Origin of the sequence: Streptomyces sp. MJM8645 (assembly GCF_001625365.1) — a bacterium.
Taxonomy (GTDB): Bacteria; Actinomycetota; Actinomycetes; order Streptomycetales; family Streptomycetaceae; genus Kitasatospora.
Window position 1 is genome coordinate 91,845 of the sequence record NZ_LJJF01000003.1, and the last position, 21,979, is coordinate 113,823.

The window sequence follows — 21,979 nt, forward strand, 5'->3', positions numbered from 1 at the left end:
CCGGAGTGGGAAGCCATCCCCATCGACTTCCCACTCCACCCGCAGGAGGCAACCGCGATGGCGATCACCTGGCGCAAGAGCACGTACAGCGGCGGGTCAAACGGCTGCGTCGAGGTCGCCGACGGCTTCACCGGCGTACAGCCCGTCCGAGACTCCAAAGACCCCGACGGACCCGTCCTCCTCTTCCCCTCCCCCGCCTGGCAGGCCTTCGTCACCGCCACCCGCACCGGCGAGTTCGACGACCGGTAGACCCGCCTCTCGGCGAAGTGCCCCGTGGCCTGCGGAGGAGGAAGCCGACTGCGGCGTGGGCCCGGCCGTTCTCCAGCCGGATCCACGCGGGCCTTCTCGATCGGCTCGGGCATCGTGTGCGCCCTCGTCAGGCCGCGACGGGCGCGCCGGCGACGCGGCGTTCGCCGCCGTTGCGCTCGCGCCACGCCCGGTAGACGTCGATGGCCGCGTCGCTGGGCAGGTAGCGCATCGGCAGCCGGCGCTCGTCCCAGTTCTTGGCGAACTCACTGTAGAAGGTGGCGAGTTCGAAGTACTTGCGGTCGTCGACGTAGTGCGGTTCGTAGTCGTCGCGGGTGGTGAGGAAGACGACCTCGTCGGGGCTGCAGTAGTAGAGCGAGCCCAGGCACATCGGGCAGGGGTGGGCGAGGACGTAGATGGTGGTGCCGGTCAGGTGCTCGGTGCCGAGCCTCGTGCAGGCGTCGCGGATGGCGAGGATCTCGGCGTGCGCGGTGGGGTCGCCGGTCTGGGCGACCTTGTTCGGGCTCTCGGCGAGGATCTCGCCGTCCTTGACGATGACGGTGGCGAACGGGCGCCCGCCTTCGGCGACGTTGCGGCGGGCGAGGTCGATGGTGTGCTGAGCGAAGTCCACGGTGGCGGTTCCTTGCCGGTCGGGGGCGGGCCGGGGTGGGACGGCGGGCCGGGGGGCCTGTCGGTCCGCCCCGGCCCGCGCGGGGGTCAGAACGGCTTGGTGGGCAGGTACTTGCCGTCCAGGGTGATGACGGCGCGGTGGCCGCCCTCGGGGTCCTCGACGGTCTTGACGTCGAGCTTGAAGTTGATGGCGCTGATGATGCCGTCGCCGAGCTGCTCGTGGACCAGGGCCTTGAGGGTGGTGCCGTAGACCTGGAGCATCTCGTAGAAGCGGTAGATGGTCGGGTCGGTGGGGATGCCGCCGGGGATGCTGCCGCGCAGCGGGATGGTCTGGAGCAGCCGGGCCGCGTCCTCGTCCAGGCCCAGGAGCTCGGTGACGGCCTTGGCCGCGTCGGCGGGCAGGGCGTGCTGGCCGAGCAGGGCGGCGGTGACGAAGGCGACGGACAGGCCGGTCGTGTCGGCGAGCTCCTGCCAGGTGAGGTCCTTGCGGATCTTGGCGTCGACGACCTCCAAGGCGAGCTGCTGACGGGCGGTCTGGTCGAACTGCGCGTGCACCATGGGGTGGGCCTTTCGGGGATGGGTCCGGGGCGGGTGCCCGGACCTGGTCTGGGGATGTGGGAGGGAGTGGTCGGAGGGGACGCGGTGGTCAGCCTGCCAGGGCGACGAACCGTCCGCTGTCGGTGTCGAGCGTCTCGGCGGAGCCGGATCCGATGTCGTAGACCCAGCCGTGCAGGGTCACCCTGCCCTGCACCAGGGCCTTGGCCACCGACGGGTGGGTCTTCAGGTTGGCCAGCTGGGCGAGGACGTTGTCCTTCACCAGGGCGGCGACCCGCTCCGCGCCGGCCGGGTGCTCGCCCGCGTCGGTGCGGGCCTTGGCGACGTCCGCGTGGTGCAGCCAGGTGGCGACGGCGGGCAGGCCGGTGAGGTCGCCGCCGGAGGCGAGGGCGGTCATCGCACCGCACGCGGAGTGCCCGCAGACGATCACGTCCGTGACCCCGAGCACGCCGATCGCGTACTCGATGCTCGCCGCGACACCGTCCGCGCCCCGGGTGTACGGGGGCACGAGGTTGCCGGCGGTGCGGATGACGAACAGCTCGCCCGGATCGGTCTGGGTGATCAGCTCCGGCACGACCCGGGCGTCCGAGCAGCCGATGAACAGCGCGGTCGGCTGATGGGTGGTGGCGAGCCTCTTGAACAGTGCCGCCCGGGCCGGGAACACCTCCCGGCTGAACCGCTGGAAACCCTGCGCCATCTCGTTCATGAGGTCACTCCTTCTTCGACGACCGTTGGTGCCTGTCGATGACCTCAACGATGCATGACCTGGCCCTATAGCGTCCAAGACGTGGTAGCCATCATTGCCATCAGTGCTGCCTATAGTTGGCTCATGGAACTGCGCCACCTCCGGTACCTGCTCGCCGTGGCCGAGCACGCCAACTTCACCCGCGCCGCCGAAGCCCTGCACGTCTCGCAGCCGACCCTCTCGCAGCAGATCAAGCAGCTGGAGAGCTCTCTGCACGTGCAGCTCCTCGACCGCTCCGGGCGCACCGTGCGCCTCACCGACGCCGGCCAGGCCTACGCCCACTACGCGCGCCGGGCCCTGCGCGACCTCGCGGCGGCCGAGCGCGCGGTGCGGGACGTCAAGGACCTCTCACGCGGCACCCTGCGCCTGGCCGTGACCCCGACCTTCACCGCCTACCTGACCGGGCCCCTCATCGGGGACTTCCACGCGCGCCACCCCGGGATCAGCCTGGACGTCCGCGAGATGGCACAGGAACGCATCGAGTCCGAGCTGGCCGCCGACCAGCTCGACCTCGGCATCGCCTTCGGCGGAGCGCACCTGCCGGCCGTCACCGCCACCACCCTGTTCACCGAGCACCTCGGCCTCGTCGTCGCCTCCGACCACCCGTACGCGGCCCACTCGGGCCCGCTCCCGGTCCGCGCACTGGGCGACCAGCAACTCGCCCTGCTCAGCGGCGACTTCGCGACCCGTCAGCACATCGACCGGTTCCTCTCCGACCACCGGGTCCGGCCGCGGATCGCCATCGAGGCCAATTCCGTCAGCGCGCTCGTCGCGATCGTCCAACGCACCAGCCTCGCCACCGTGCTACCCGACGCCACCACCCGCGAACACCCCCACCTGCGCTCCGTCCCGGTCGACCCGCCGCTCCCCTCGCGCGCCGTCGCCCTGCTCCGCCGGGACACCGCCTACCAGAGCGCCGCCGCCCGCTCCTTCAGCGACCTCGCCCGGCACCGCGCCCACACCTTCGACCACACCCCCGACGGCCCGGCCTGAAGCGGGCCCGCCCGTCCGCGCCCTGCGGACCGGCGGGCCCGGTCACGCACTCAGGACGAACCCTCACCACGGATCAGCCGCAGCGCCGGCCCCGCACGCCCGGCCCCTCGCCCGGCCCTGCGCCGCTCGGCTTCCCGCTCGGCCTCCTGTTCGGCCACCAGGTCCGCCGACACGCGGGCGCCCAACGCCCGCAGCTCGGCCTTGCGCTCCTCGTCGGCCTCCTCGTCGCCCGGGTAGGCGGCCACGTACTTGACGCCGTGCTCGTCCTCCCAGGCATAGCTGCGGTACTGCGTCGTCGCCTCGTCCGCCACAGGGAACCTCCGCTCCTCGTCTTCGGGGTGACCCACCGTAGGCGACCGACCCGCACCGAAAAAGGAGCCGTGACACCCGCACCTCACACCCCGTCACGCGGCTGACGGGCCGCTTGCCGCCCTCAGGCCCCGGGCCACGCCCCCCTCACGGGCCGTCCGTCACCGACGGCCGTTCCCCCGATCGAGGGAAGGGGCGCCCGTCCGTGCGCTCGTCGGGGGCCGAACCGAGACACTGGGGCCATGAGGATCTGGAACGGCCCCGTCCTGGGCATGGTGGCACTGGCCGCCGCCGCCATGCCGAGCCTGCTCGCCACGGTGCCGGCCCAGGCGCAGGCCGCCGGCCTGGCGGTGGCCGCCCACTCCGCCGAGCGCACGTCCCGACGCGACGTCTACGTGCCGCGCATTCTCTCCCCTCGGGCGGGGGCGCTCTGGCGGGTCGGCGAGCGGGTCGAAGTCACCTGGGACGTCTCGGATCCGCCGGCGCAGATCACCAACCGCACGGGGTCCATCACCTTGCGCGCGGGCAGCGTCACCCTCCTCGACCGCGTCCTCGCCCGTGACTTCGACATCCTGCTGGGACGGATGGAGGTGACCGTGCCGGACGTCCCCCCTGGAGACGACTACCGGGTCGTCCTGTCCGGTGATTCCGGCAACTGGTCCGAGCCCTTCACGATCACGTCGGACGGCCGGGCCGCCCCACCGCCGGGTGCGCCGACTACTCGTCGTCGGTGAAACTGACCGAGCCGATGCCGCGTCGGATGCTCGAACCACCCGACCTGATGGTCCCGATCTCGTCCCGGCAACCGGCGCCGAGGAAGACGGCCGCCTCCGCGTCGGTGTCGTTGTACAGCTCGGCGACGCGGCGGCCGAGGTCGTAGCAGCGGTCACCCTCGGGGTTCTCCAGCGTGTGCTCCTGGTTGTTGCTGATGTAGGTGAAAGTCCCCTCCGCGGCTTGGGCGTTGGCCGGGACCGCGATGCACAGAACCGCAGCGGCACCGACGGTGACCAGCGTCCTTCCGAGGCTCTTCACGGACTCGTCTCCTTTGAACGGCGGGCTTCCTCAGCGCTGCCAGTGTGGCCGTTCGGACGCGCGAGGACGCGGGACGTCACCCGAATGGACCTTCGACGGCGTTTCCCCGCCCCCCGAAGAGTGGTGTCGGGCGATAGGAGGGTGCGCACCCCGAGCCGCCGCCACCGACCAACTTCTTTGTGTCATCTGCCAGTACGGCGGCCCGGCGGGGCGGAGGAGACTTTCCGCCACGGCCGCGACCCGGCGGGCGACACACAGGAGGGGCGGCACGTGGGCGTGCAGCAGTACGACGGGATCGGCGAGGCGTTCGAGGGGTTCAAGTCCCTGCCGTTGATCCGCTACGGGGAGGTGCCGAGCTTCCTGGGCCTGGTCGGGGACGTGGCCGGCCGGTCGGTCCTCGACCTGGCGTGCGGCACCGGCTTCTACAGCAGGGAGTTCAAGCGGCGCGGCGCCACCGACGTCCTCGGCGTCGACATCTCCGCCGAGATGGTCGCCGCCGCGCGCACGATCGAGCAGCGCGACCCGCTGGGCGTGCGCTACGAGGTCGGCGACGTGGCCGAACTGCGGCCCCTCGACCGTCACTTCGACATCGCACTGGGAGTGCAGTGCCTCAACTACGCCGAGGACGTCGCGGCGATGGAGCGGATGTGCCGCAACATCCACCGGAGCCTGGTACCGGGCGGGGAGTTCTTCGCACTCGCCCAGAAACCCGACTACCGCTTCGACTGCCCCTCCCTGGACAAATACGGGTTCCGCTGCGAGCCGACCGGCGAGGAGATCGAGACGGGCCCGCAGGTGCGGATCACCGCCCTCCTCGACCCGCAGCCGATCAGCATCGTGGGCGCGGCCCCGCGCCGCGAGGTCTACGAGGAGTGCCTGCGGGCCGCCGGGTTCGGCGACGCCGAGTGGGTCCCACTCCAGGTGTCCGAAGCCGGCCTGCGCGAATTCGGCGAGGACTTCTGGGCGGACCTCCTCGCCAGCCCGCCGCTGGAACTGCTGCGCTGCCGCGCCTGACCGGCCCGGAGCCGTCGGCCCGGAGCGGTCGGCCCGGCCCGGGTGTCAGAGATCCAGCCACCGCTTCCACCGGCCCGTCAGGGCGATGTCGGCCTCCTTGAACGCGGCCTTCCACGCACCGCCCTCGCGCACCATCGCGTAGCGGGCCTCGCCGCCGATCAGCCCTTCCGGTACGTACACCCAGCACCTGACCGGCGACTCCTGTTCGACGCGCAGGATCGGCGCCTCGAACTCCGGCGGCGTGCCGAAGCACAGCAGGTCGTAGCGCGACTGGTGCCGGGCCAGCGCCCTGGCCGCCAGATGCCTGGCGAACACCTCCTTCACCGCCGCCAGTTGCTCGCCGCCCGTGGTGTCGTGCCGGCAGGAGGCCATCCACTCCTCCCACCGGCGCATCTCGTCGAAGAAGTCCTGCGCGGCCGCTCGGGCGCCTGCCGCACCCTGACCGCCCTGACCGCCCTGCCGCTCCTCCGGTGGCATCGCCGCGCCTCAGCTCCAGTCGAAGGTCAACAGGGCCAGCCGGTCGACGGGTTCGAAGAACAGCATGATCCAGTCGGCGCCGCTGCTGCGGTAGTGCCAGCCGGGCGCTGCCGCCACGAACTCGAAGCGGCGGCCGGACGGGCCGACCGGCCAGGTGCGGTCGCCGTCGTAGTCGAGCGGGAACACATCGGTCTCGATCCAGTTGCCGGCGGAGTCGGCGTAGCCGCCGAGCTGGTCAAGGAGGGCCATCTCGCCGGTACTGCCGGGGTACGGCAGGCCGTCGTCGCCGAGGTGGACGAGCCGGCCCTCGCGGCGGAAGCTGTCGCGGTGCGCCCGGTAGCTGCGCTCCTGGCGTTCGCAGTGCTCGGCGAGGTCGGCGTGGAACCCCGGCCAGGGGTCGGGGACTTCGCCCGGGCCCGCCGCCCGGGCGAAGTAGCGCAGGTCACCGGCCAGGCGGAAGCGGTCGCCCTCCAGCGTGAAGCCGAGCCAGTTGGACGCCTGGAGCCCCGTGTGGAAGGCCGAGGTGTGGTCGCCGATGCAGCCCTCCGACGGTTCCAGCGGGCTCAGCAGGTGGATCCACCCGTGCCAGGCCGGGTTGACCTGGGCCAGGTCGATCGAGACCAGCGGGTGCAGGTGCCGGGCCAACTCGGCCTGGTCGGCGACGAAGACGTCCGCCGGATCGGGGTAGATCCGCAGGGCCGCCCCGGCCGTCATGACGTCCTCCCGCACGGGAGTGTCTTCCACGGACATCCGGACCTCCTACGGTGACCACGCATCGACGGCCGGTCGGCTGACGATCAGCCCCTTCCTACCAGGTGGCTCTGACAGGAGCCCTGGCACCGCCCGATGACTGATGACTGTCGGTGGCCGGTGCTACGTTCCGGTCCTCGACTCGATCACTCGACACGACGAAGGGGGCTTCCCGATGCAGCAGCTGTGGGCGCGGATCGAGGCCGCGCTGGAACGGATCGCCCCGGAGGTGGCGGCCGCGATGCCGCCCGGCGCCACCGACGGGCAGATCCGGGCGGCGGAGGCCGCGATGGGGGTGGAACTCCCGCCGGACGTCCGGGAGTCCTACCGCTGCCACGACGGCCTGCCGGGGGTCCTGATCGGTTTACACACCGCGCTCCACCCGCTCGACGCGATGGTGGACGACTGGCGCGAGCGGTCCGTCGACGCCGGGGACCCGCCCTGGGACGAGCGGGCGGAGGACGGCGTGATCCGCCGGGACGTCGCCTGGTCCGCCGGGTGGATCCCCTTCATCTCCATCGGCAACGGCGACGTGATCTGCATCGACCTGGACCCGCCCGCCCCGCAGCGCCACGGCCAGATCATCGACTGGTCGCACGAGGGCTGGCGGGCCGGCTACGAGGCCGCCGGCCTGCGGGAGTTCCTGGAGGCCTTCGCCGCCGACCTGGAAGCCGACCGCTACCGGGCCGACGAGACGCGCCACGCCTGGGACGGTAGCGGACTGCCGCTGGTGATGCTGAAGGACTGAGCGTCAGCGCACCCCGCTCGCCCCACTCGCCCCGTTCGCCGGATCGGGGCTGCACAGCCAGCCGTTGACGGCGAAGCGGCTGTCCTCGGCCTGCCGGCTCGGGCATTGCACCGGGCGCACCTCGTGCCAGGCGGTGGGGCGGAAGAACACGATGCTGTCGTGCTCGGGCTCCCAGTCCCGCCAGGTGCGCTTCTCCCACTCCCCCGTCGTCCCGCCGTACAGCGGCAGGGCGGCGTCGAACACGCGCAGCTCGCCGCCGCCGAACGGCCGGGGCGTTCCGTGCAGGTAGTAGACGAAGGTGAGCAGGCGCCGGGGGGAGAACTCGGCGCTGGTGTCCTGGTGCGGCCGGTAGAAGTCGCCGTCGTTGTGCACGTTGAGGGTGTAGTCGGGCTCGGTGTTGCGGCAGGACACGCCCAGGGTGTGCTCGACCGCCTCCAGCACCTCGTCGATGGCCGCCAGCAGTTCGGGTGCGGCGAACTCCCGGCACGAGCGGGAGCGGCGGAAGTCGGGGGCCAGCTCCCGGTCCCCGATCAGGGAGGGCTGCAACGCCTCGCCTGCGGAGGCGACGGCGACGGCGCGTGCCAGCAGGGCGCCGGCCGTCCGCTCGCCCAGGAGCCCGGTGATGCGGCAGACCGTCACCGGGAGCCGCCAGATCGCGTCCGTGCTCACCGGCGACGGCTGCTCCGTCGCGGTGTCCGGCCCTGTCATGGTCTCCCGCCCTCTCGTCGTCACGCGGCCTCGAACGCGCTCACGCCCGGTGCCGCATCGGCCGGTGCCGCACCCGCGCCCCTACCGGCTCCAGTCCACCGGGACCACGTCCTGCTTGAGCCCGCGGTCGCTGCACACGGCACACGGGCTGCCCGGGACGCCGGGGCCCTGGTCAGTGCCGATGGTGATGGCCCCGTGCGCGCCGGCCGGGGCGTGGACGCCGTCGCCGACCATCGCGGCCTCGTAGCCGCCCAGCAGTTCCTGCAAGGTGCCGGGGCCCAGGTTCTCGGGGGCGGTGATCGCGGCGATGCCGTCGTAGTCGGTGTAGGCCGCGCCCAGCGTCCGGCCGCCCACGGTGGCGAACACGATCCGGGCGCCGCGGATGGGCTCCCCGGTCACCGCGTCGGAGGCCATCGCGTGGATGTTCTCCAGCTGCATCTGGGTGACGTTCAGGCTCGCCTGGCTGGTCGTGAGCCTGGTCGGCTTGAGGCTGGGGCACTCCGCCGCCCCGCTGCACGACGGGGCCGACGAGGCGGCCGCGGACGCGGTGACCGCGCTCCCCGCACCCAGCGAGGCCAAGGCCGCGGCCATCACCGCGACGGTCTTGCGACCAACAGAGCTCATGATCCACTCCCGTGGGAACCGCCCGCGCGTACTCCGCTCCGACGCCCGAGGGCCACGAGGGCCGGGCGCGCGCGGCACGCGACGGGTGCCGCCCCCCATCGGACGACACGGCCGAGCGTAGCCACCGCCCGTCCGGCCCAACCAGCCGACGACCACGAGTTCGCAAGATCTGATGAACGGTCAACATCGTGGTGACGGCGTTAATCGGGGTGCAGCGGCCGACGACGCTGACCTCTCAGTGGCGCGGCGGGTGGGTGGGCGCCGTCCAGGACGCGTGGGCGTTGAACGTCAGGCCCGCCCGGTCCGAGGGGGGCGTGTGGTCCGGGTCGTTGCGGACGACCTCGATGCGGTGGCTCTCGACGTACAGCGCGGTGAGGTGCAGGCCCGGCGCGGGGGCGCGGACCTCCTGCCGTTCCCGGGTCATGGCGGTGACGAAACGCGTGCTGTCGTAGCCGAGTTCGCGGCTGAGGGACGCGGCCGCCCTGGCGCCGTGGCCCTCGATCTCGACGCCCGCCTCGAACCCCACGGACAGGCCGACGGCTTCGCGGCAGGCCTGCGACTGCGCCTCGTCCACCCCCCATGGGACGGTGGCGCCGACCGTGCCCGGGCCCGGGTCCTCCCGCAGGTCGGTGACCGCGACCCGGGTGTAGAACCGCTGGCGCCGCACCGTGTACGTCGGCGAGTTGTGCAGGATCCACTCCGTGGACGCGCCCCGGTCGAGGACGGCGGTGCACGGGAGGACCACCTCCCGGTCGACGACGGGCTCGGTCCGCTCGGGCGCGTCGCTTCCGTCCGTGACGGCCGGGCCCTGCGCCGTCCCCTGCCGGACCTGCCGCATCGGCACGTCCAGCACGTGGACGTCGCCTGGGTCCTCCCCCTCGTAGTCGCCGTCGAAGTAGGAGATCCAGGTCGCGATGCCGGGGGTCAGCAGGCAGCCCGTGCCGCCGGGGATCGTCTCGGGGCGGACGGTCTCGGGGATCTCCAGCCCGCCGCGCCCGCGCCAGGCGCCGACGGCCACGTAGGGGCGTCCGCCGATCTCCTCCTTCACGCAGCGCAGGTCGCCCTGGGCGACGAAGGCCGCGCCGCCGAGGTCGCGCAGGACGTCACGGGGCCCGTGGACCGTGTCCGAGGACCACAGCGCGCTCAGCGCCCGGTACCCGGGAGGGGCCACCGGCACCAGGCCGCGCAGCACCCCGTCGGAGTCGGTGACCTTGCGCCACTGCCTGGGCTCGGCCAGCGCGGCCGAGCCGCCGGTGCTCCCCCGTACCCAGGTCATCGGGGCGTTGTCGGGGATGACGCTGCACAGGGCGTGGTAGCCCTCGGGCGGTCTCGTCTCGCCGGTGCTGAAGACGAAGGTGAGTTCGCCGAACTGCTGTGGTGCCGAATAGCTCATATCCGCTCCTCCTGTCGCACGACTCGCGCTTGCCGGGCGACCGCCCCAGGGCCCGGCCCGGGCTCAGCGGCCCGCGGTCACCGGGTAGTGGTCGCTAAAGTCGGTGAAGGCCCGGCCGCCCGCCTCCCAGGTCGGCGAGGCGGTCTTCAGGACCTCGCTCGTCCAGGCGTCGCACGGCGGGGCGTGGCCCTTGCGGAGCAGGACGTGGTCCGTGTCCTCGGCGGGGTCGGCCGGGTGGCGGTGCAGGGCGGCGTCGTTGGCGATGGTGTCGAAGGAGTACTTCCAGCCGGTCCGGGGGCCCGCCTCCTGGAGGTTCCCGAAGCCCAGGACGTCCTGGAAGTCGGGCGAGTGGCGGTCGGTGTTGAAGTCCCCGGCGACGATCACCGGCTCGTGCGCCGGGATCCGGCGGTCCGTCAGGAAGACGTCGATGTCGCGCAGCTGGGAGCGGCGCATGATCCTCGCCCGGCCGGTCGGGCACGCGCCGTCGTCGGACTGCAGGTGGGTGCCCACCACGTGCACGCGCCGGCCGTCGACCTCCAGTACGGCGTAGGCGAAGCCCTTGGCGGCCTCGGCGTCCCAGCCGCAGGCCACGTCGTAGACGTGCTGCTCCATCCGCAGGATGGGCCACCTGCTGACGATCGCGACCCCGCCGCGGGCGTGCAGCGGGGAGATCTGCCGGCCGTGCGTGGCGGCCCAGCCCGACTCGTCCACCCCGACCACCGGCGTGCGGTGGCGGTACCCCCGGCCCTCCAGGCCCTGCATCAACTCCTCGGAGGGGCCGGGGTCGAAGAGTTCCTGGAAGACCAGCACGTCGTGGTCCGCGACGTACGCGGACTCGGCGATCAGCCGCGAGCGCGCCGCGTTGTTCCAGTCGCCCTCGCTCTTCTGCGTCAGCCCGGACAGGAACATCACGTTGTGCGTCAGAACCTTCAAGGCCGTCCTCTCCGAACCGGCGGGCGCGGGGCGCACACACGGCGGAACCGGTCCGGGGCGCCCCGCCCCCCAAGTCAAGGGGGTCGGCCCGCGCCCGCCGGCGTCGACGCGCCGGTGCCCCGGCGGATGCCACGGGGCGCGGGGGGGCACTGCGGGCTCGCGGCAGAGCCGGGCGGGGCGTGCACGGACGATTCCGCGCCGGTGCGGAGCCGCCCCTCCGACCGCAGGGGGCGAGCACGGCACGCAGCGCGGCGGCGGCACACGTCCGAGCCGCCCGGCGGGTGTGGCCGGGCGGCTCGGGGGTGGTCGGGGGCCGGGGTTACGCGGTGGTGGTCGGGAGCTTGGCGGTCAGCGCGGTCGGGACGTTGACCACGTCGGCGAGGCTGTACTTGCCGGGGCCGAAGTCGGCTGCGGTGAGGGCCTTCTTGCCGCCGCCCGCGACCAGCCAGACGGTGGAACTGTCGGGCGAGAGCAGCAGGGTGCCGTCGGCGGGGGCGCTCTTGGCGGCGGCCCCGCCCAGCCAGGTGCCGGGGACGCCCATGAGCGGCTGCTTGTCGTAGCCCATCGCGGTGAAGTCGGCGTAGGTCAGGGAGACCGCCAGGCCGCCGACCATCACGTAGACGGTGGAGTTGGTGCCGGCGGCGTCGGTGAGGACCGTGCCGTTCTTCAGGGGCTTGGCGACGGCGCCCTGCAGCCAGGCCTCGGGCACGCCCATCAGGGTCTTGGTGTTGTAGCCGTCGGTGGTCCACTCGCTGCCGGAGATGGGCAGGGCGGTGCCGTTGACCATGACGTACATCGACGGGTCGGTGCCGGCCTGGCCGTTGACGACGGTGCCGTTCGGGACGGTGGCCCGGGTGGCGGAGGCGAGCCAGGCGCCGGGGACGCCCATGTCAGCGCGGGTGTTGTAGCCGTCGGCGGTCCACTCGGCGCCGGAGATGGGCAGGGCGGCGCCGGAGACGACGACGTAGCGGGCGTTGCCGCCGGCCTGGTCGTGGACGACGAGGCCGGTCGGGAGGGTGTTGGTGAGCGCGTTCTGCAGCCAGGCGGTGGGGACGCCCAGGTCGGGGCGGGTGTTGTAGCCGGCCGCCGTCCAGTCCGCGCCGGAGATGGACAGCGCCGCGCCGGCGACGACGACGAAGCGGGAGGAACCGCCGGCCTGGTCGTGGACGACGGTGCCCTCGGGCGGGGTGGTGGGCAGGGCGTTGAAGCGGGCGTCGTCCACCAGGACGATCTTGCTCAGGTCGTAGCCGTCGGGGGCGACGTCGGAGCCGGCGACGGGCAGGCCCGCGCCGCTGATCAGGACCTTGACCGAGGAGCCGTTGGGCGACTTGACGAGCGTGCCGGTGGGCAGCGACGCCGGGTCGGGGTAGGAGGTGCCGGCCGGGTAGGGGTTGGCGTGGTCGGCGCCCAGGTTGGCCCCCGGGCCGCAGACCGGCCAGGCGCCCTGGCCCTGCCCGGCGAGGACCTTCTCGGCGATCAGGATCTGCTGCTGCTTGGTCGCCCGGTTGGCGTAGGGGGCGTACTGGCTGCCGCCGTAGGCGAGCCAGGTGCTCTGGGAGAACTGGAGGCCGCCGTAGTAGCCGTTGTTGGTGTTGATGCTCCAGTTGCCGCCGCTCTCGCACTGGGCGACCTTGTCCCAGGTGGACACCGAGGCCGCGGAGGCCTGGCCGCCGAGGGCGAGCGGGGCGGCGAGGGCGAGCAGGGCGGTGGCGGCGGCGAGGGCCGGCGTCTTGCGGGCGGCGGCGGTCATGACGGAATTCCCCCTGGGCAGGTACGGGTTGGCGAGCGGGTTGGCGGGTGTGCGAGCAGGTGTGCGGGTGCCGGGCGGCCCGGCCGGCGGTGGCCGGGCCGCCCTGGCGGGGTGGGCGCGTCAGGCGACGGTGGGGAGCTTGGCGGTCAGCGCGGTCGGGACCTTCACCACGTCGGCGGCGTTGTAGGAGCCGGGCGCGGCCGCCTTCTTGCCGCCGCCGTTGACGACCTGCCAGACGGTGGGGCCGTCGGAGGACTGCAGCAGGGTGCCGTCGGCGGGGGCGCTCTTGGCGGCGGCCGCCTGCTCCCAGCTGCCGGGGGCGCCGCGCAGCGGCAGCTTGTCGTAGCCGTAGCCGGTGAAGTCGGCGTAGGTGAGCGGGACGGCCAGGCCGCCGGCCATCACGTAGACGGTGGAGTCGGTGCCGGCGGCGTTGGTGATCAGGGTGCCGTTGGCGAGCGGGCGGGCGACCTCGGCGGCCTCCCATGCCTCCGGGACGCCCAGGACCGGCTGGTTGGCGTAGGTGGTGGTGAACTCGGCGCTGGTCATCGGCAGCGCGGAGTTGTTGACCATCACGTAGATCGACGGGTCGGTGCCGGCCTGGCCCTTGATCAGGGTGCCGTCCGGGACGGTCTTCCTGGCCGTGGTGTTGAGCCACTCGCCGGGCACGCCCATCAGGGACTGGAGGTTGTAGCCGTCGGCGGTCCACTCGGAGGCGGAGATGGGCAGGGCGGCGCCGCCGACGACGACGTAGCGGCTGGGGTCGGTGCCGGACTGGTCCATCAGGACGGTGCCGTTGGGCATGGGCTTGGCGATGGCGGCCTTCAGCCAGTCGCTGGGCACGCCCATCAGGGACTGGGTGTTGTAGCCGTCGGCGGTCCACTCGGCGGCGGAGATGTGCATGGCGGTGCCGTTGACGACGACGTAGCGGCCGGCGTCGGTGCCGGACTGGTCCATCACGACGAGTCCGGTGGCCGGGCTGGTGTTGATCGCGCCCTGCAGCCAGCTGGACGGGACGCCCATGTCGGCGCGGGTGTTGTAGCCGTCGGCGGTCCAGTCCGAGCCGGAGATGACCAGCGCCGCGCCGCCGACCACGACGTAGCGGGAGGAACCGCCGGCCTGGTCGTGGACCACGGTGCCGGGCGGCGGCACGGTGGGCAGGGCGTTGAAGGCGCCGTCGTCGACCTGGACGATCTTGCTCAGGTCGTAGCCGTCGGGGGCGACGTCGGAGCCGGCGACCGGCAGGCCCGCGCCGTTGATGATGACCTTGACCGAGGCGCCGTTCGGGGACTTGACCAGGGTGCCGGAGGGCAGCGAGGACGGGGAGGTGCTGACGTCCTCGACGACGTTCTTGTAGCGCCGCGCCTTGTAGTCGCCGTTGGGGTGCGAGTCGAACTTCGCGGCGTTGATGGAGGCGCCGGTGATGTGCTTCACCGGGGTGGAGCCGAAGGAGTAGTAGGAGAAGGTCGTGTGGCCGGGGTCGTCCCACTTCTCGAAGAGCAGGACGTGGTCGTAGAAGCTGTTGAGGACGTCCCCGGGGCGCAGGTCGCCGCGCGGGATCTCGTAGCTCTCGTCGGTGGCGATGGACTGGGTGGTGGCGCTGTAGCCCAGGTGCCAGGCCATGGAGACGTAGCCGGAGCAGTCCTTGCGGTAGTAGCGGCCGCTGGAGTCGGGGAAGGTCGCGCCCTGGTTGTAGGTGAGGCCCGGGTTCTGGTTGAACCAGTACTGGGCGCGGGAGAGGATCTCCGACCGGGTGATCTGGCCGCCGACGGTGGACGAGGCGGCGGCGTGGGCCGCGGTGGTGGTGACGGCCGTGGCGGCTATCGCGCCGGAGGCGGCGATGGAGGCGGCGAGGGTGATGCGGGCGAGCTTGGAGAGCGCGGAGGGCATGACGACGCGTCCTGACGGTGTGAGAGCGGCGGTGGGCGCCCGGTGCGGGCGCGGGAAGTCGAGGGGCGTGGCCCGGAGGGAGGCGGACGGCTGCCCTGCAGGAGCAGCGGTCGGGTGGCCTCGGGCGACGGCGGGGCGGGTCAGTCCCGGATGGTGTCCACGGAAGTGGCCGGCGCGGGGCGGGTCAGTCCCAGATGGTGTTGGCCGGGGTGACGGTGACCGGCGCGGGGGTGGTGACCGGCGCGGGGCCGTCCCAGATGGTGTTCGCCGTCGTGGCGGCCGGGGCGGGGGTGGGACCGTCCCAGATGGTGTTGGCCGAGGCCTGGCCGGCGATCGGCAGGACGGCGGCGAGGGCGAGGGCGGCGACCGCGGCGGCCTTGGCGAGCGGGGTGCGAAGCATGGGAGTGGACCTCTTTCGAGAACTGGGCGGGTGGCGGTGAGTCCGGTGTCGCGTCCCGCGGTAGACGCTCGGCCGGTTTGCCTCCGGGCGGTGGGCCCTGCTGGCGAGTACTAGCTTCGTCGCAGTTCAGGGCGGGTGGAAGGGCTCTCCGGTGGACGGAAGCGGCAGCGTCCGGATCCGTCCAGCCGGGCCGGATCAGTCCAGCAGGCGCTCGTAGAACGGCGCGACGAGCGGGGCGCCGACGCGGGTGAGCGTCCAGCCGTGCAGCGCGGGGACGGTCTCGACCGCGCGCCGGCAGAACGTGTCGACGACGGTCTCGGCGGCGCTCAGCCGGCCGGCGACCAGGTAGACGCCGAGGACGGCGCCGGGGCCGGCGCCCTCGTGCACGGCGACGTGTTCGATGCGCTCCTGGGGCCGCGCGCTCGCCAGCAGCGCCCCGGCGGTGTCGGGCGCGAGCGCCGCTGCCGGGGCCGGGACCGGGGCCTGGATCTCGGCATGAATCAGGTACATGGAACGGACTCTGCCGAACCGTCGACATCCCGGCATAGAGGATCAACCTGGACGGTTCCGGCGGTGTCCGGAACCGTCCAAGGGCCCTTGCTGGCCCCCTCTCGCACTCGCGTGCGATGATCGCGTACGCAGCGATTGGCGATTCAGGCCTTACACACCGGGGGGTAACGAGGCATGCTGACCGCACTCGGGCTGGATGCCGTGTCAGAGAGCGTCTACCGCAGCATGCTCGCGCATCCCGGCGACGGGGTGCGGGCGCTGGCGGAGCGGCTCGGGCGCAGCGAGGAGGAGGTCCGGCGCTGTCTGGACCTGCTGAGCGAGCTGGCGCTGATCCGGCCCTCCTACGAGCGGGAGGGCGAGCTGCGAGCGGTGTCGCCGCAGGTCGGCATGGAGTTGCTGATGGCCCGTCAGCAGGCTGATCTGGCGGCGCAGCAGCTGCGGATCGAGGCGTCCCGGGCGGCGGCTGCGCAGTTGATCGCGGAGTACGCGGATCTGCGGCCGGCCGCCTCGCACGCGGGGGTGGAGCAGTTGGTGGGCCTGGACCAGATCCGGGACCGGATCGCTTCGCTGGCCCGTGGCCTGACGGCGGAGATCATGACGTTCGCGCCGGGTGGCGGGCATTCTCCGGAGAGCATCGAGGCGTCCCGGCCGCATGACCGGGATCTGCTGGGCCGGGGGGTGCGGATGCGGACGGTGTACCTGGACAGTGTGCGCAACAGCCAGCCGACGGTGGCGTATGTGGGCTGGTTGGCGGAGCTGGGCGGGGAGGTGCGGACGGCGCCGGAGCTGCCGACCCGGATGATCATCTTCGATCGGGCGACGGCACTGATCCCGGTCAGCGGGGAGGACACCCGGGCGGGGGCGGTCGTGCTGACCGGTCACGGGACGCTGGTGGCGCTGTGTGCGCTGTTCGAGCACGTGTGGGGCCAGGCGCGGGAGTTGGGGCCGTCGGCGGTGCGGGACGAGGGCGGGCTCAGTGCGCCGGAGGCGACGGTGGTGCGGTTGCTGGCGCAGGGGCTGACGGACGAGGCGATCGCCAAGCGGCTGGGGGTGTCGTCGCGGACGGCGCGGCGGGTGGCGACGGATCTGATGGAGCGTCTGGGTGCGCGCAGTCGTTTCGAGTTCGGGATGCGGGCGGTGCAGAACGGCTGGCTGCCGCAGCAGTTGTAGGGCGTTCGCGGGGGTGGCCGTGGCGGGAGCCGGGCGGCTGGTGCGGGTGTGGGTCCGCCCGCCGCCCCCGGGTCGCGGGGGCGGCGGGCGGCGCCGGTGGTGTGGAGCGGGGCTGCTAGAACGGCGGGAGCGTGCCGAGCTTGACGTCGCCCGTGTAGTGCTTGCCGAGCGCGTCGAAGTCGTAGTACAGGTGCACGTCGTCGCCGACCAGGTAGAACCTCTGCGTGCCGTTGACGAACGGCGACAGGCCCAGGTGGAAGGTGATGCCCTCGGTCAGGCTGCCGGAGGCGCTGCCGACCTTGACCTTGCCGAGGAACGGCACGTTCGCGTACACCACGATGGACGCGGAGCGGGCGGTCGTGTCGAGGGTGAGCGTGGTCTCCAGCGGGCCGGTGACGTAGGTCCAGGTCTGCACGTCCGTGATGGCGGGCGTGACGTTCTGGACCACTGCGACCGGGGCCGGGGCCGGGGCGGCCGCCATGGCCGCCGTGCTGCCGAAGCCGACTGTCAGGACGGCGAGGCCGGCCACCACAACACCCGCACGACGTACAAAGCGGTTCTTCATGGTTCCCTCCCAGAGGTGTGAGCTGATGGGCGGGTCCCCCGGGGTGATTCCTATCAGTCAACTCGCTTGGGGTGCCAGCGTGTTGTACATCACGACCGCGCTCCGGCGTAAAAGTGGACCCACCCGTTCGGGTGGTTTTTCTTGACTTGGCCAGCGGCCCTGTGCAGTGCGGGGCGGCCCGGGTCGCGCGGCCCGTTCCGGGTACGGAGCAGCCGTCCCCTCGTGCGGGTTCGGGGTTTTGCCGGCCGACTGCGGGGCGGGGCCTGCGGGCGGGCCGGGGCCGGTGGCGGGCCCGTTCGGGGGCGGGACGGTCTGCGGTCGCGGGCCAAGTGGACCGGTTCGCGCGGGGGGCGCTACGCGCGTCCGTTTCCGTCCACCCGGGGGTATTTGTCGGACCTTCACGGGTCCCCCATCAGATAATCACTCGGCTGCCGGAATTCCGACCCCTGGCGTACCGCGCGGTCCACTCGAATTCCTTCGCACACCGCCGAGCAGCGAAAGGCCTTCACCCCATGACCCGCCCTGCCGACCGCCCCTCCCCCGACCAGCAGCTGCGCGAGGCCGCCGCGCGGCTGGACCGGCGCCGCTTCCTCACCGTCACGTCGGCCGCCGCCGCGCTGGCGTTCACCGTCAACCTGCCGTCCGCGCACGCCGAGGACGCCGAGTTCGGACCGCGCGCCATCACCGGCAACCCGTTCACCCTCGGCGTGGCCTCCGGCGACCCGCTGCCCGGGGCCGTCGTGCTGTGGACCCGCCTGGCGCCGCGCCCGCTGGAGCCCGGCGCCGGACTGCCGCCCGCCGGCTCGGTGCGGGTGGGCTGGGAGCTGGCCCGCGACGAGCGGTTCCGCAAGGTGGTGCGGCGCGGCAGCGCCCGCGCGCACGCCGAGTTCAACTACGCGGTGCACGTGAACGTCGACGGCCTCGACGCGGACCGGGTGTACTGGTACCGCTTCACCGTCGGCGCCTGGAGCAGCCCCGTGGGCCGCACCCGCACCGCGCCGGAGCGCGGGCGCCGGCTGGACGCCGTCCGCTTCGGGCTGGTGTCCTGCCAGGCCTACGAGGACGGCTACTTCACCGCCTACCGCCACCTGGCCGACGAGGACCTGGCCGCGGTGTTCCACGTCGGCGACTACATCTACGAGTACGGCATCGACGCGGCGGGCGGCGACCGCAAGTACACCGACCGCACCCTGCCGGCGCTGTTCAACCACGAGACGGCCACGCTGGAGGACTACCGGCTGCGCTACTCCCTCTACAAGAACGACCCCGACCTCCAGGCCGCGCACGCCGCCCACCCCTGGTACGTCACCTGGGACGACCACGAGGTGGAGAACAACTACGCGGCCGGTATCCCCGAGAAGGGCCAGGACCCGGCGCCGTTCATCGCCCGCCGCGCCGCCGCCTACCGCGCGTACTGGGAGAACATGCCGCTGCGGATGCCGCAGCCGCGCGGCACCGAACTCACCCTCTACCGGCGCGTCCACTTCGGGCAGCTCGCGCAGTTCGACATCCTCGACACCCGCCAGTACCGAGACGACCAGGCCAACGGCGACGGCTGGCAGTACCCCACCCCGGAGAGCGAGGACCCGCGGCGCACCCTGATGGGCGCCGCCCAGGAACGCTGGTTCGCCGAGGGCCTGCACCGCTCCCGGGCGACCTGGAACGTCGTGCCGCAGCAGGTCGTCTTCTCCCGCCGCAAGAACACCACCGCCGATCGCTCCAAGCTCTCCATGGACGCCTGGGACGGCTACCCGGCCGCCCGCGAGCGCTTCCTGACCGCCGTCGACCGGGCCGGGGTGGAGAACCTGGTGCTGCTCACCGGCGACGTCCACGTCGCCTACGCCCTGGACGTCAAGCGCGACTTCGACAAGCCGGACTCGCGCACCGTGGGCGTGGAGTTCGTCGGCACCTCGATCAGCAGCGACGGCGACGGCGAGGAGAAGCCGTCCAACTGGCAGAACCTGATGTCGGCCAACCCGCACATGAAGTTCTACGACGGGCGGCGCGGCTACACCACGCTCACCCTGGACCGCCACCAGGTCCGCGCCGACTACCGCGCCGTCTCCCACATCACCCGCCCCGGCGGCACCGTCACCACCGCCGCCTCCTTCGTCACCCAGGCCGGCAACCCGGGCATCCACCCCGCCTGACCCGCTGCCCCCGGGTCCCGCCGCTCACGGGGGCGGCGGGACCCGGGGGTGGCTGAGAGCCTTGAGCGTGACCGCGCCGCACCAGTTGCCTCGCATAGGCCCCCCGGCTGCTCAGGACTGAGCAGCCGGGGGACTCAACTACGCGCGAAGGTGTTCCAGTGCCTTCTCCAGCGCGTCCTCAGCGGCAACCGCCACGTCCGGCTCCACGCCAACGCCCTCCCAGTTGGTGCCGGTGACCGGGTTGATCGAGCGGGCCGCCGGCACGGTCACCGTCACATGCGGCGCAACAGGAATACGGGCCGTCGGGTGGGCGCCACCACGCGTCGTCTGCCCGACCAGCGTCGCCCGCTTGAGCACCTTCAGGTTGTACGACAGCTCCTCCCCACCGGAGAAAGTGAAGTCGCTGGTCAGCACCGCCACCGGCCGGTCCGAATAGCGCGGCGCGGCGAGGTGCCCGAGGGTCCAGTACTGGCGGGTGGAGTCGGTAGCCCGGTCGTAGATGTCGTTGAGGTGCACCTCGTCGTCAGCGAAGAAGTAGCTGCACCACAGCTGAACGCCCTCCGGTGAGCCGCCGCTGCACTGCCGCAGGTCGATGACCAACGCCTCGGTGGAAGCGACCAATTGCATCGCGGCGGCGATCGCGGGACCGCCCACCCCGGCCGGGGGAATCATGCGCAGATCGAGGTAGCCGATGTTGCCGTCGAGTTGCTCTGCCCGCCGGATGCCGTAGTTCTTCTCCCGGGCGTACCGCTCGAACCGGGCCCGGGCGACGTCCTCCGGCTCCTCGTCCATCGACTGCGGCTCCTCGCTCCACAACAGCCGCAGGTGCTTGTCCGGACACACCCCCTGCAAGTCCTCCGTGACCCGCTCGCACAGCCCCCGCTCGTCCAGGCCCTCATAAGCGCCTTCCGCCAGCCGGTTCCGGATCGCCACTTCAATGGCCGCCGTCTTCTCGGGGAACACGTAACCAGCGGTGATCCGGGCGAGGGCGGTGTCGACTATCGCTCCATGAGTGATCATTCGCGCGATCGTAGGGCAAGGCCGACCCGATGCCCAGCGGTTTCTCAGCGAACTCCTCACCGTCACCCCCTCCCCCGGCCCCGCATCAAACCCGCCCTCACCCACTGCCGCACCCAAGCCCAAGCCCAAGCCGCCCACCCATGAGCAACACCCCACCGTGCGCAGGAAGTCGCCCCCGCCGGCTTCCTGCGCAGCGCGGTCGGCTCGTCCAGGTCAGCCGGGCGCCACTCGCGGACATGCGAGTGGCGCCCGGGGCGGCCGGACCTCAGGGCCGCCATCCGCCGACACCCTCCACTTCCACTCGCCTCGGCACCACACGGCGGTTTCTAGGGGCCTTCGTGTGTTCTGGGCCTGTTGGAATCCAACAGGCCCAAGGGCAACGCCGGCCGTGGGATACGTCCGGCTCATCTGCGGCTCTGGCCGGGTTCGTGCAATGTCGTGCATGCCGGGTTGTGATTCTGATTCGCAGGGTTGACGGTGGTGCGCGTCCTCGCAACTCCGCAGGCGTTGGAGATCGTCATGGCCCTGGGTTTCGTGGGCATCGACCCCGGCACGGGCGGCGGAGGTCATCGTGCAGAGCTGGGCGGCCGATGACGCGCTCTGCGAGAAGATCGCAGGGACCGGGTGGGTTCCCGGCCGCACGCTCGGGATTCCCGCTCGGGATCCCCCCTCATGAGTCCGTGATCCGGATCCCGGCCCGCATGGCGCCGATCCTGAAGGAGGCTGTCGAACGTGTCGAACGTGCCCGACTTCGCCGCGCTGCTGAGGAGCGCTCAGAGGACCGCGGTTCACCTGGAGATGCGTGACGCCTACGCCGTGGGCGACGAGGCCGAGGAGATCGACCGCTTCGCCCGCACCGGCGGGATCGAGCTGGACCCCGAAGCGTCGTGGTGGCCCGAGTGGCTGGGACTCGTCCGCGAGACGGTCGGTCGTGGCGTGGTCATGCGGCGGGCCCGGGTCGTGTCCGAGCCGGTGACCGACTACATCCGGTGGGAGCACGCGGTCACCCCGATGAACCTGGCGGCCGGGGAACTGGTTCGGTGGCTGCCGAGGAGTCAGGCATCGGACATCGCGCTGCCGGGGAACGACTTCTGGCTGATCGACGACAAGCTGGTGCTGTTCCACTTCTTCACGGGGTACGGCGACTGGGCCGAGCCCGGGTTCGCCTTCTTTGAGGACTCCGCGACGGTTCGTCTCGTCTCCTGCGCGTTCGAGGCCGTGTGGGAGCGTGGCACCCCGCACGACAAGTACAGCGTCTGACCTGCCTTTACCTGCGAACACCGGACTGCCCGCCCCTCCTGCGGCGAACGCGTCAGCCCATCGACACGATGGGGTGGTCGCCAACCGGTTGCCGGAAGCCGGGAAGGAGA

The 21,979-nt window shown here is 72.3% G+C and carries 24 protein-coding genes and 1 pseudogene; 8 read left to right on the forward strand and 17 right to left on the reverse strand.

Features of this window, described 5'->3' with window-relative positions; all coding sequences use genetic code 11:
• The first annotated feature begins 57 nt into the window (after positions 1–57).
• Positions 58–249 (forward strand): DUF397 domain-containing protein, encoded by a 192-nt coding sequence (locus A6F73_RS37400; RefSeq protein ID WP_063352915.1) that lies wholly within the window; start codon positions 58–60, stop codon positions 247–249.
• Between the two features lie 127 nt (positions 250–376).
• Here the strand turns inward: A6F73_RS37400 and A6F73_RS37405 are convergent, their stop codons facing one another.
• From A6F73_RS37405 to A6F73_RS37415, 3 genes are all read right to left on the reverse strand, one after another.
• The gene (locus tag A6F73_RS37405; RefSeq protein WP_063352916.1) at positions 377–877 is read right to left on the reverse strand and encodes a nucleoside deaminase; all 501 of its coding nucleotides are present in this window, start codon (positions 875–877) and stop codon (positions 377–379) included.
• 86 nt (positions 878–963) lie between these two features.
• Entirely contained in the window at positions 964–1,434 is a 471-nt protein-coding gene (gene cynS / locus A6F73_RS37410) for a cyanase (protein WP_063352917.1), read from the reverse strand.
• 88 nt (positions 1,435–1,522) lie between these two features.
• Positions 1,523–2,137: a carbonic anhydrase gene (locus A6F73_RS37415; RefSeq protein ID WP_063352918.1), complete on the reverse strand. Its 615-nt coding sequence runs from the start codon at positions 2,135–2,137 to the stop codon at positions 1,523–1,525.
• A 123-nt stretch (positions 2,138–2,260) separates the two neighbouring features.
• On the opposite strand from A6F73_RS37415, the gene cynR reads away from it, so the two are divergent.
• Complete coding sequence (gene cynR / locus A6F73_RS37420) at positions 2,261–3,169, forward strand: transcriptional regulator CynR (protein WP_063352919.1); 909 nt, start codon at positions 2,261–2,263, stop codon at positions 3,167–3,169.
• Between the two features lie 50 nt (positions 3,170–3,219).
• On the opposite strand, the gene A6F73_RS37425 is transcribed toward cynR, so the two are convergent.
• Entirely contained in the window at positions 3,220–3,480 is a 261-nt protein-coding gene (locus A6F73_RS37425; RefSeq protein WP_063352920.1) for a hypothetical protein, read from the reverse strand.
• 240 nt (positions 3,481–3,720) lie between these two features.
• Here A6F73_RS37425 and A6F73_RS37430 point away from each other — a divergent pair, with 240 nt between their 5' ends.
• The gene (locus A6F73_RS37430; protein WP_063352921.1) at positions 3,721–4,212 is read left to right on the forward strand and encodes a GPI anchored serine-threonine rich family protein; all 492 of its coding nucleotides are present in this window, start codon (positions 3,721–3,723) and stop codon (positions 4,210–4,212) included.
• Here A6F73_RS37430 and A6F73_RS37435 read toward each other — a convergent pair.
• Complete coding sequence (locus A6F73_RS37435; protein WP_063352922.1) at positions 4,196–4,510, reverse strand: hypothetical protein; 315 nt, start codon at positions 4,508–4,510, stop codon at positions 4,196–4,198. The two genes, A6F73_RS37430 and A6F73_RS37435, sit on opposite strands and share 17 nt — an antisense overlap.
• A gap of 270 nt (positions 4,511–4,780) precedes the next feature.
• On the opposite strand from A6F73_RS37435, the gene A6F73_RS37440 reads away from it, so the two are divergent.
• Entirely contained in the window at positions 4,781–5,524 is a 744-nt protein-coding gene (locus A6F73_RS37440) for a class I SAM-dependent methyltransferase (protein ID WP_063352923.1), read from the forward strand.
• Positions 5,525–5,569: 45 nt separating this feature from the next.
• Here A6F73_RS37440 and A6F73_RS37445 read toward each other — a convergent pair whose 3' ends face one another.
• Positions 5,570–6,001: a hypothetical protein gene (locus A6F73_RS37445; protein WP_063352924.1), complete on the reverse strand. Its 432-nt coding sequence runs from the start codon at positions 5,999–6,001 to the stop codon at positions 5,570–5,572.
• A 9-nt stretch (positions 6,002–6,010) separates the two neighbouring features.
• Positions 6,011–6,751 (reverse strand): hypothetical protein, encoded by a 741-nt coding sequence (locus tag A6F73_RS37450; protein WP_208869274.1) that lies wholly within the window; start codon positions 6,749–6,751, stop codon positions 6,011–6,013.
• A 175-nt stretch (positions 6,752–6,926) separates the two neighbouring features.
• On the opposite strand from A6F73_RS37450, the gene A6F73_RS37455 reads away from it, so the two are divergent.
• A complete protein-coding gene (locus A6F73_RS37455; RefSeq protein ID WP_063352925.1) occupies positions 6,927–7,499 on the forward strand; it encodes an SMI1/KNR4 family protein in 573 nt (190 codons plus the stop codon).
• Positions 7,500–7,502: 3 nt separating this feature from the next.
• Here A6F73_RS37455 and A6F73_RS37460 read toward each other — a convergent pair whose 3' ends face one another.
• From A6F73_RS37460 to A6F73_RS37495, 8 genes and pseudogenes are all read right to left on the reverse strand, one after another.
• Complete coding sequence (locus A6F73_RS37460; protein WP_079136657.1) at positions 7,503–8,207, reverse strand: 2OG-Fe(II) oxygenase; 705 nt, start codon at positions 8,205–8,207, stop codon at positions 7,503–7,505.
• A gap of 81 nt (positions 8,208–8,288) precedes the next feature.
• Positions 8,289–8,831, reverse strand: a complete 543-nt coding sequence (locus A6F73_RS37465) for a hypothetical protein (RefSeq protein ID WP_063352926.1) — start codon at positions 8,829–8,831, stop codon at positions 8,289–8,291.
• A gap of 235 nt (positions 8,832–9,066) precedes the next feature.
• Positions 9,067–10,224 carry a hypothetical protein gene (locus A6F73_RS37470; RefSeq protein WP_063352927.1) on the reverse strand — a complete coding sequence of 386 codons (1,158 nt, stop codon included), beginning with the start codon at positions 10,222–10,224 and terminating at the stop codon, positions 9,067–9,069.
• 63 nt (positions 10,225–10,287) lie between these two features.
• A complete protein-coding gene (locus tag A6F73_RS37475) occupies positions 10,288–11,157 on the reverse strand; it encodes a sphingomyelin phosphodiesterase (RefSeq protein WP_063352928.1) in 870 nt (289 codons plus the stop codon).
• A 1,411-nt stretch (positions 11,158–12,568) separates the two neighbouring features.
• Positions 12,569–12,907 (reverse strand): annotated as a pseudogene (locus tag A6F73_RS40140) (transglycosylase family protein); the annotation flags it as partial.
• Between the two features lie 120 nt (positions 12,908–13,027).
• Positions 13,028–14,794, reverse strand: a complete 1,767-nt coding sequence (locus tag A6F73_RS37485; RefSeq protein ID WP_063352930.1) for a hypothetical protein — start codon at positions 14,792–14,794, stop codon at positions 13,028–13,030.
• A gap of 184 nt (positions 14,795–14,978) precedes the next feature.
• Positions 14,979–15,194: a hypothetical protein gene (locus A6F73_RS37490; protein WP_063352931.1), complete on the reverse strand. Its 216-nt coding sequence runs from the start codon at positions 15,192–15,194 to the stop codon at positions 14,979–14,981.
• 195 nt (positions 15,195–15,389) lie between these two features.
• The gene (locus A6F73_RS37495) at positions 15,390–15,704 is read right to left on the reverse strand and encodes a hypothetical protein (protein WP_063352932.1); all 315 of its coding nucleotides are present in this window, start codon (positions 15,702–15,704) and stop codon (positions 15,390–15,392) included.
• Positions 15,705–15,878: 174 nt separating this feature from the next.
• Between A6F73_RS37495 and A6F73_RS37500 the strand changes: the two genes are divergently transcribed.
• On the forward strand, positions 15,879–16,874 hold the full coding sequence (locus A6F73_RS37500) for a helix-turn-helix transcriptional regulator (RefSeq protein ID WP_063352933.1): 996 nt from the start codon (positions 15,879–15,881) through the stop codon (positions 16,872–16,874).
• Positions 16,875–16,989: 115 nt separating this feature from the next.
• On the opposite strand, the gene A6F73_RS37505 is transcribed toward A6F73_RS37500, so the two are convergent.
• The gene (locus A6F73_RS37505) at positions 16,990–17,439 is read right to left on the reverse strand and encodes a hypothetical protein (protein ID WP_159398753.1); all 450 of its coding nucleotides are present in this window, start codon (positions 17,437–17,439) and stop codon (positions 16,990–16,992) included.
• Positions 17,440–17,951: 512 nt separating this feature from the next.
• On the opposite strand from A6F73_RS37505, the gene A6F73_RS37510 reads away from it, so the two are divergent.
• A complete protein-coding gene (locus A6F73_RS37510; protein ID WP_063352935.1) occupies positions 17,952–19,589 on the forward strand; it encodes an alkaline phosphatase D family protein in 1,638 nt (545 codons plus the stop codon).
• A gap of 138 nt (positions 19,590–19,727) precedes the next feature.
• Here A6F73_RS37510 and A6F73_RS37515 read toward each other — a convergent pair whose 3' ends face one another.
• Entirely contained in the window at positions 19,728–20,609 is an 882-nt protein-coding gene (locus A6F73_RS37515; RefSeq protein ID WP_063352936.1) for a S41 family peptidase, read from the reverse strand.
• A gap of 723 nt (positions 20,610–21,332) precedes the next feature.
• Between A6F73_RS37515 and A6F73_RS37520 the strand changes: the two genes are divergently transcribed.
• Positions 21,333–21,869: a DUF6879 family protein gene (locus A6F73_RS37520; protein WP_063352937.1), complete on the forward strand. Its 537-nt coding sequence runs from the start codon at positions 21,333–21,335 to the stop codon at positions 21,867–21,869.
• The last annotated feature ends 110 nt before the right edge of the window (positions 21,870–21,979 follow it).

Excerpts from the sequence above, each read along its gene's own strand:
- A6F73_RS37450 (WP_208869274.1), bottom strand. The coding sequence starts at position 6,751 with ATGTCCGTGGAAGACACTCCCGTGCGGGAGGACGTCATGACGGCCGGG.
- A6F73_RS37505 (WP_159398753.1), bottom strand. The coding sequence starts at position 17,439 with ATGAAGAACCGCTTTGTACGTCGTGCGGGTGTTGTGGTGGCCGGCCTC.
- cynS (WP_063352917.1), bottom strand. The coding sequence starts at position 1,434 with ATGGTGCACGCGCAGTTCGACCAGACCGCCCGTCAGCAGCTCGCCTTG.
- cynR (WP_063352919.1), top strand. The coding sequence starts at position 2,261 with ATGGAACTGCGCCACCTCCGGTACCTGCTCGCCGTGGCCGAGCACGCC.
- A6F73_RS37460 (WP_079136657.1), bottom strand. The coding sequence starts at position 8,207 with ATGACAGGGCCGGACACCGCGACGGAGCAGCCGTCGCCGGTGAGCACG.
- A6F73_RS37470 (WP_063352927.1), bottom strand. The coding sequence starts at position 10,224 with ATGAGCTATTCGGCACCACAGCAGTTCGGCGAACTCACCTTCGTCTTC.
- A6F73_RS37415 (WP_063352918.1), bottom strand. The coding sequence starts at position 2,137 with ATGAACGAGATGGCGCAGGGTTTCCAGCGGTTCAGCCGGGAGGTGTTC.
- A6F73_RS37400 (WP_063352915.1), top strand. The coding sequence starts at position 58 with ATGGCGATCACCTGGCGCAAGAGCACGTACAGCGGCGGGTCAAACGGC.
- A6F73_RS37485 (WP_063352930.1), bottom strand. The coding sequence starts at position 14,794 with ATGCCCTCCGCGCTCTCCAAGCTCGCCCGCATCACCCTCGCCGCCTCC.
- A6F73_RS37495 (WP_063352932.1), bottom strand. The coding sequence starts at position 15,704 with ATGTACCTGATTCATGCCGAGATCCAGGCCCCGGTCCCGGCCCCGGCA.
- A6F73_RS37430 (WP_063352921.1), top strand. The coding sequence starts at position 3,721 with ATGAGGATCTGGAACGGCCCCGTCCTGGGCATGGTGGCACTGGCCGCC.
- A6F73_RS37515 (WP_063352936.1), bottom strand. The coding sequence starts at position 20,609 with ATGATCACTCATGGAGCGATAGTCGACACCGCCCTCGCCCGGATCACC.
- A6F73_RS37490 (WP_063352931.1), bottom strand. The coding sequence starts at position 15,194 with ATGCTTCGCACCCCGCTCGCCAAGGCCGCCGCGGTCGCCGCCCTCGCC.
- A6F73_RS37465 (WP_063352926.1), bottom strand. The coding sequence starts at position 8,831 with ATGAGCTCTGTTGGTCGCAAGACCGTCGCGGTGATGGCCGCGGCCTTG.
- A6F73_RS37445 (WP_063352924.1), bottom strand. The coding sequence starts at position 6,001 with ATGCCACCGGAGGAGCGGCAGGGCGGTCAGGGCGGTCAGGGTGCGGCA.
- A6F73_RS37510 (WP_063352935.1), top strand. The coding sequence starts at position 17,952 with ATGACCCGCCCTGCCGACCGCCCCTCCCCCGACCAGCAGCTGCGCGAG.
- A6F73_RS37500 (WP_063352933.1), top strand. The coding sequence starts at position 15,879 with ATGCTGACCGCACTCGGGCTGGATGCCGTGTCAGAGAGCGTCTACCGC.
- A6F73_RS37455 (WP_063352925.1), top strand. The coding sequence starts at position 6,927 with ATGCAGCAGCTGTGGGCGCGGATCGAGGCCGCGCTGGAACGGATCGCC.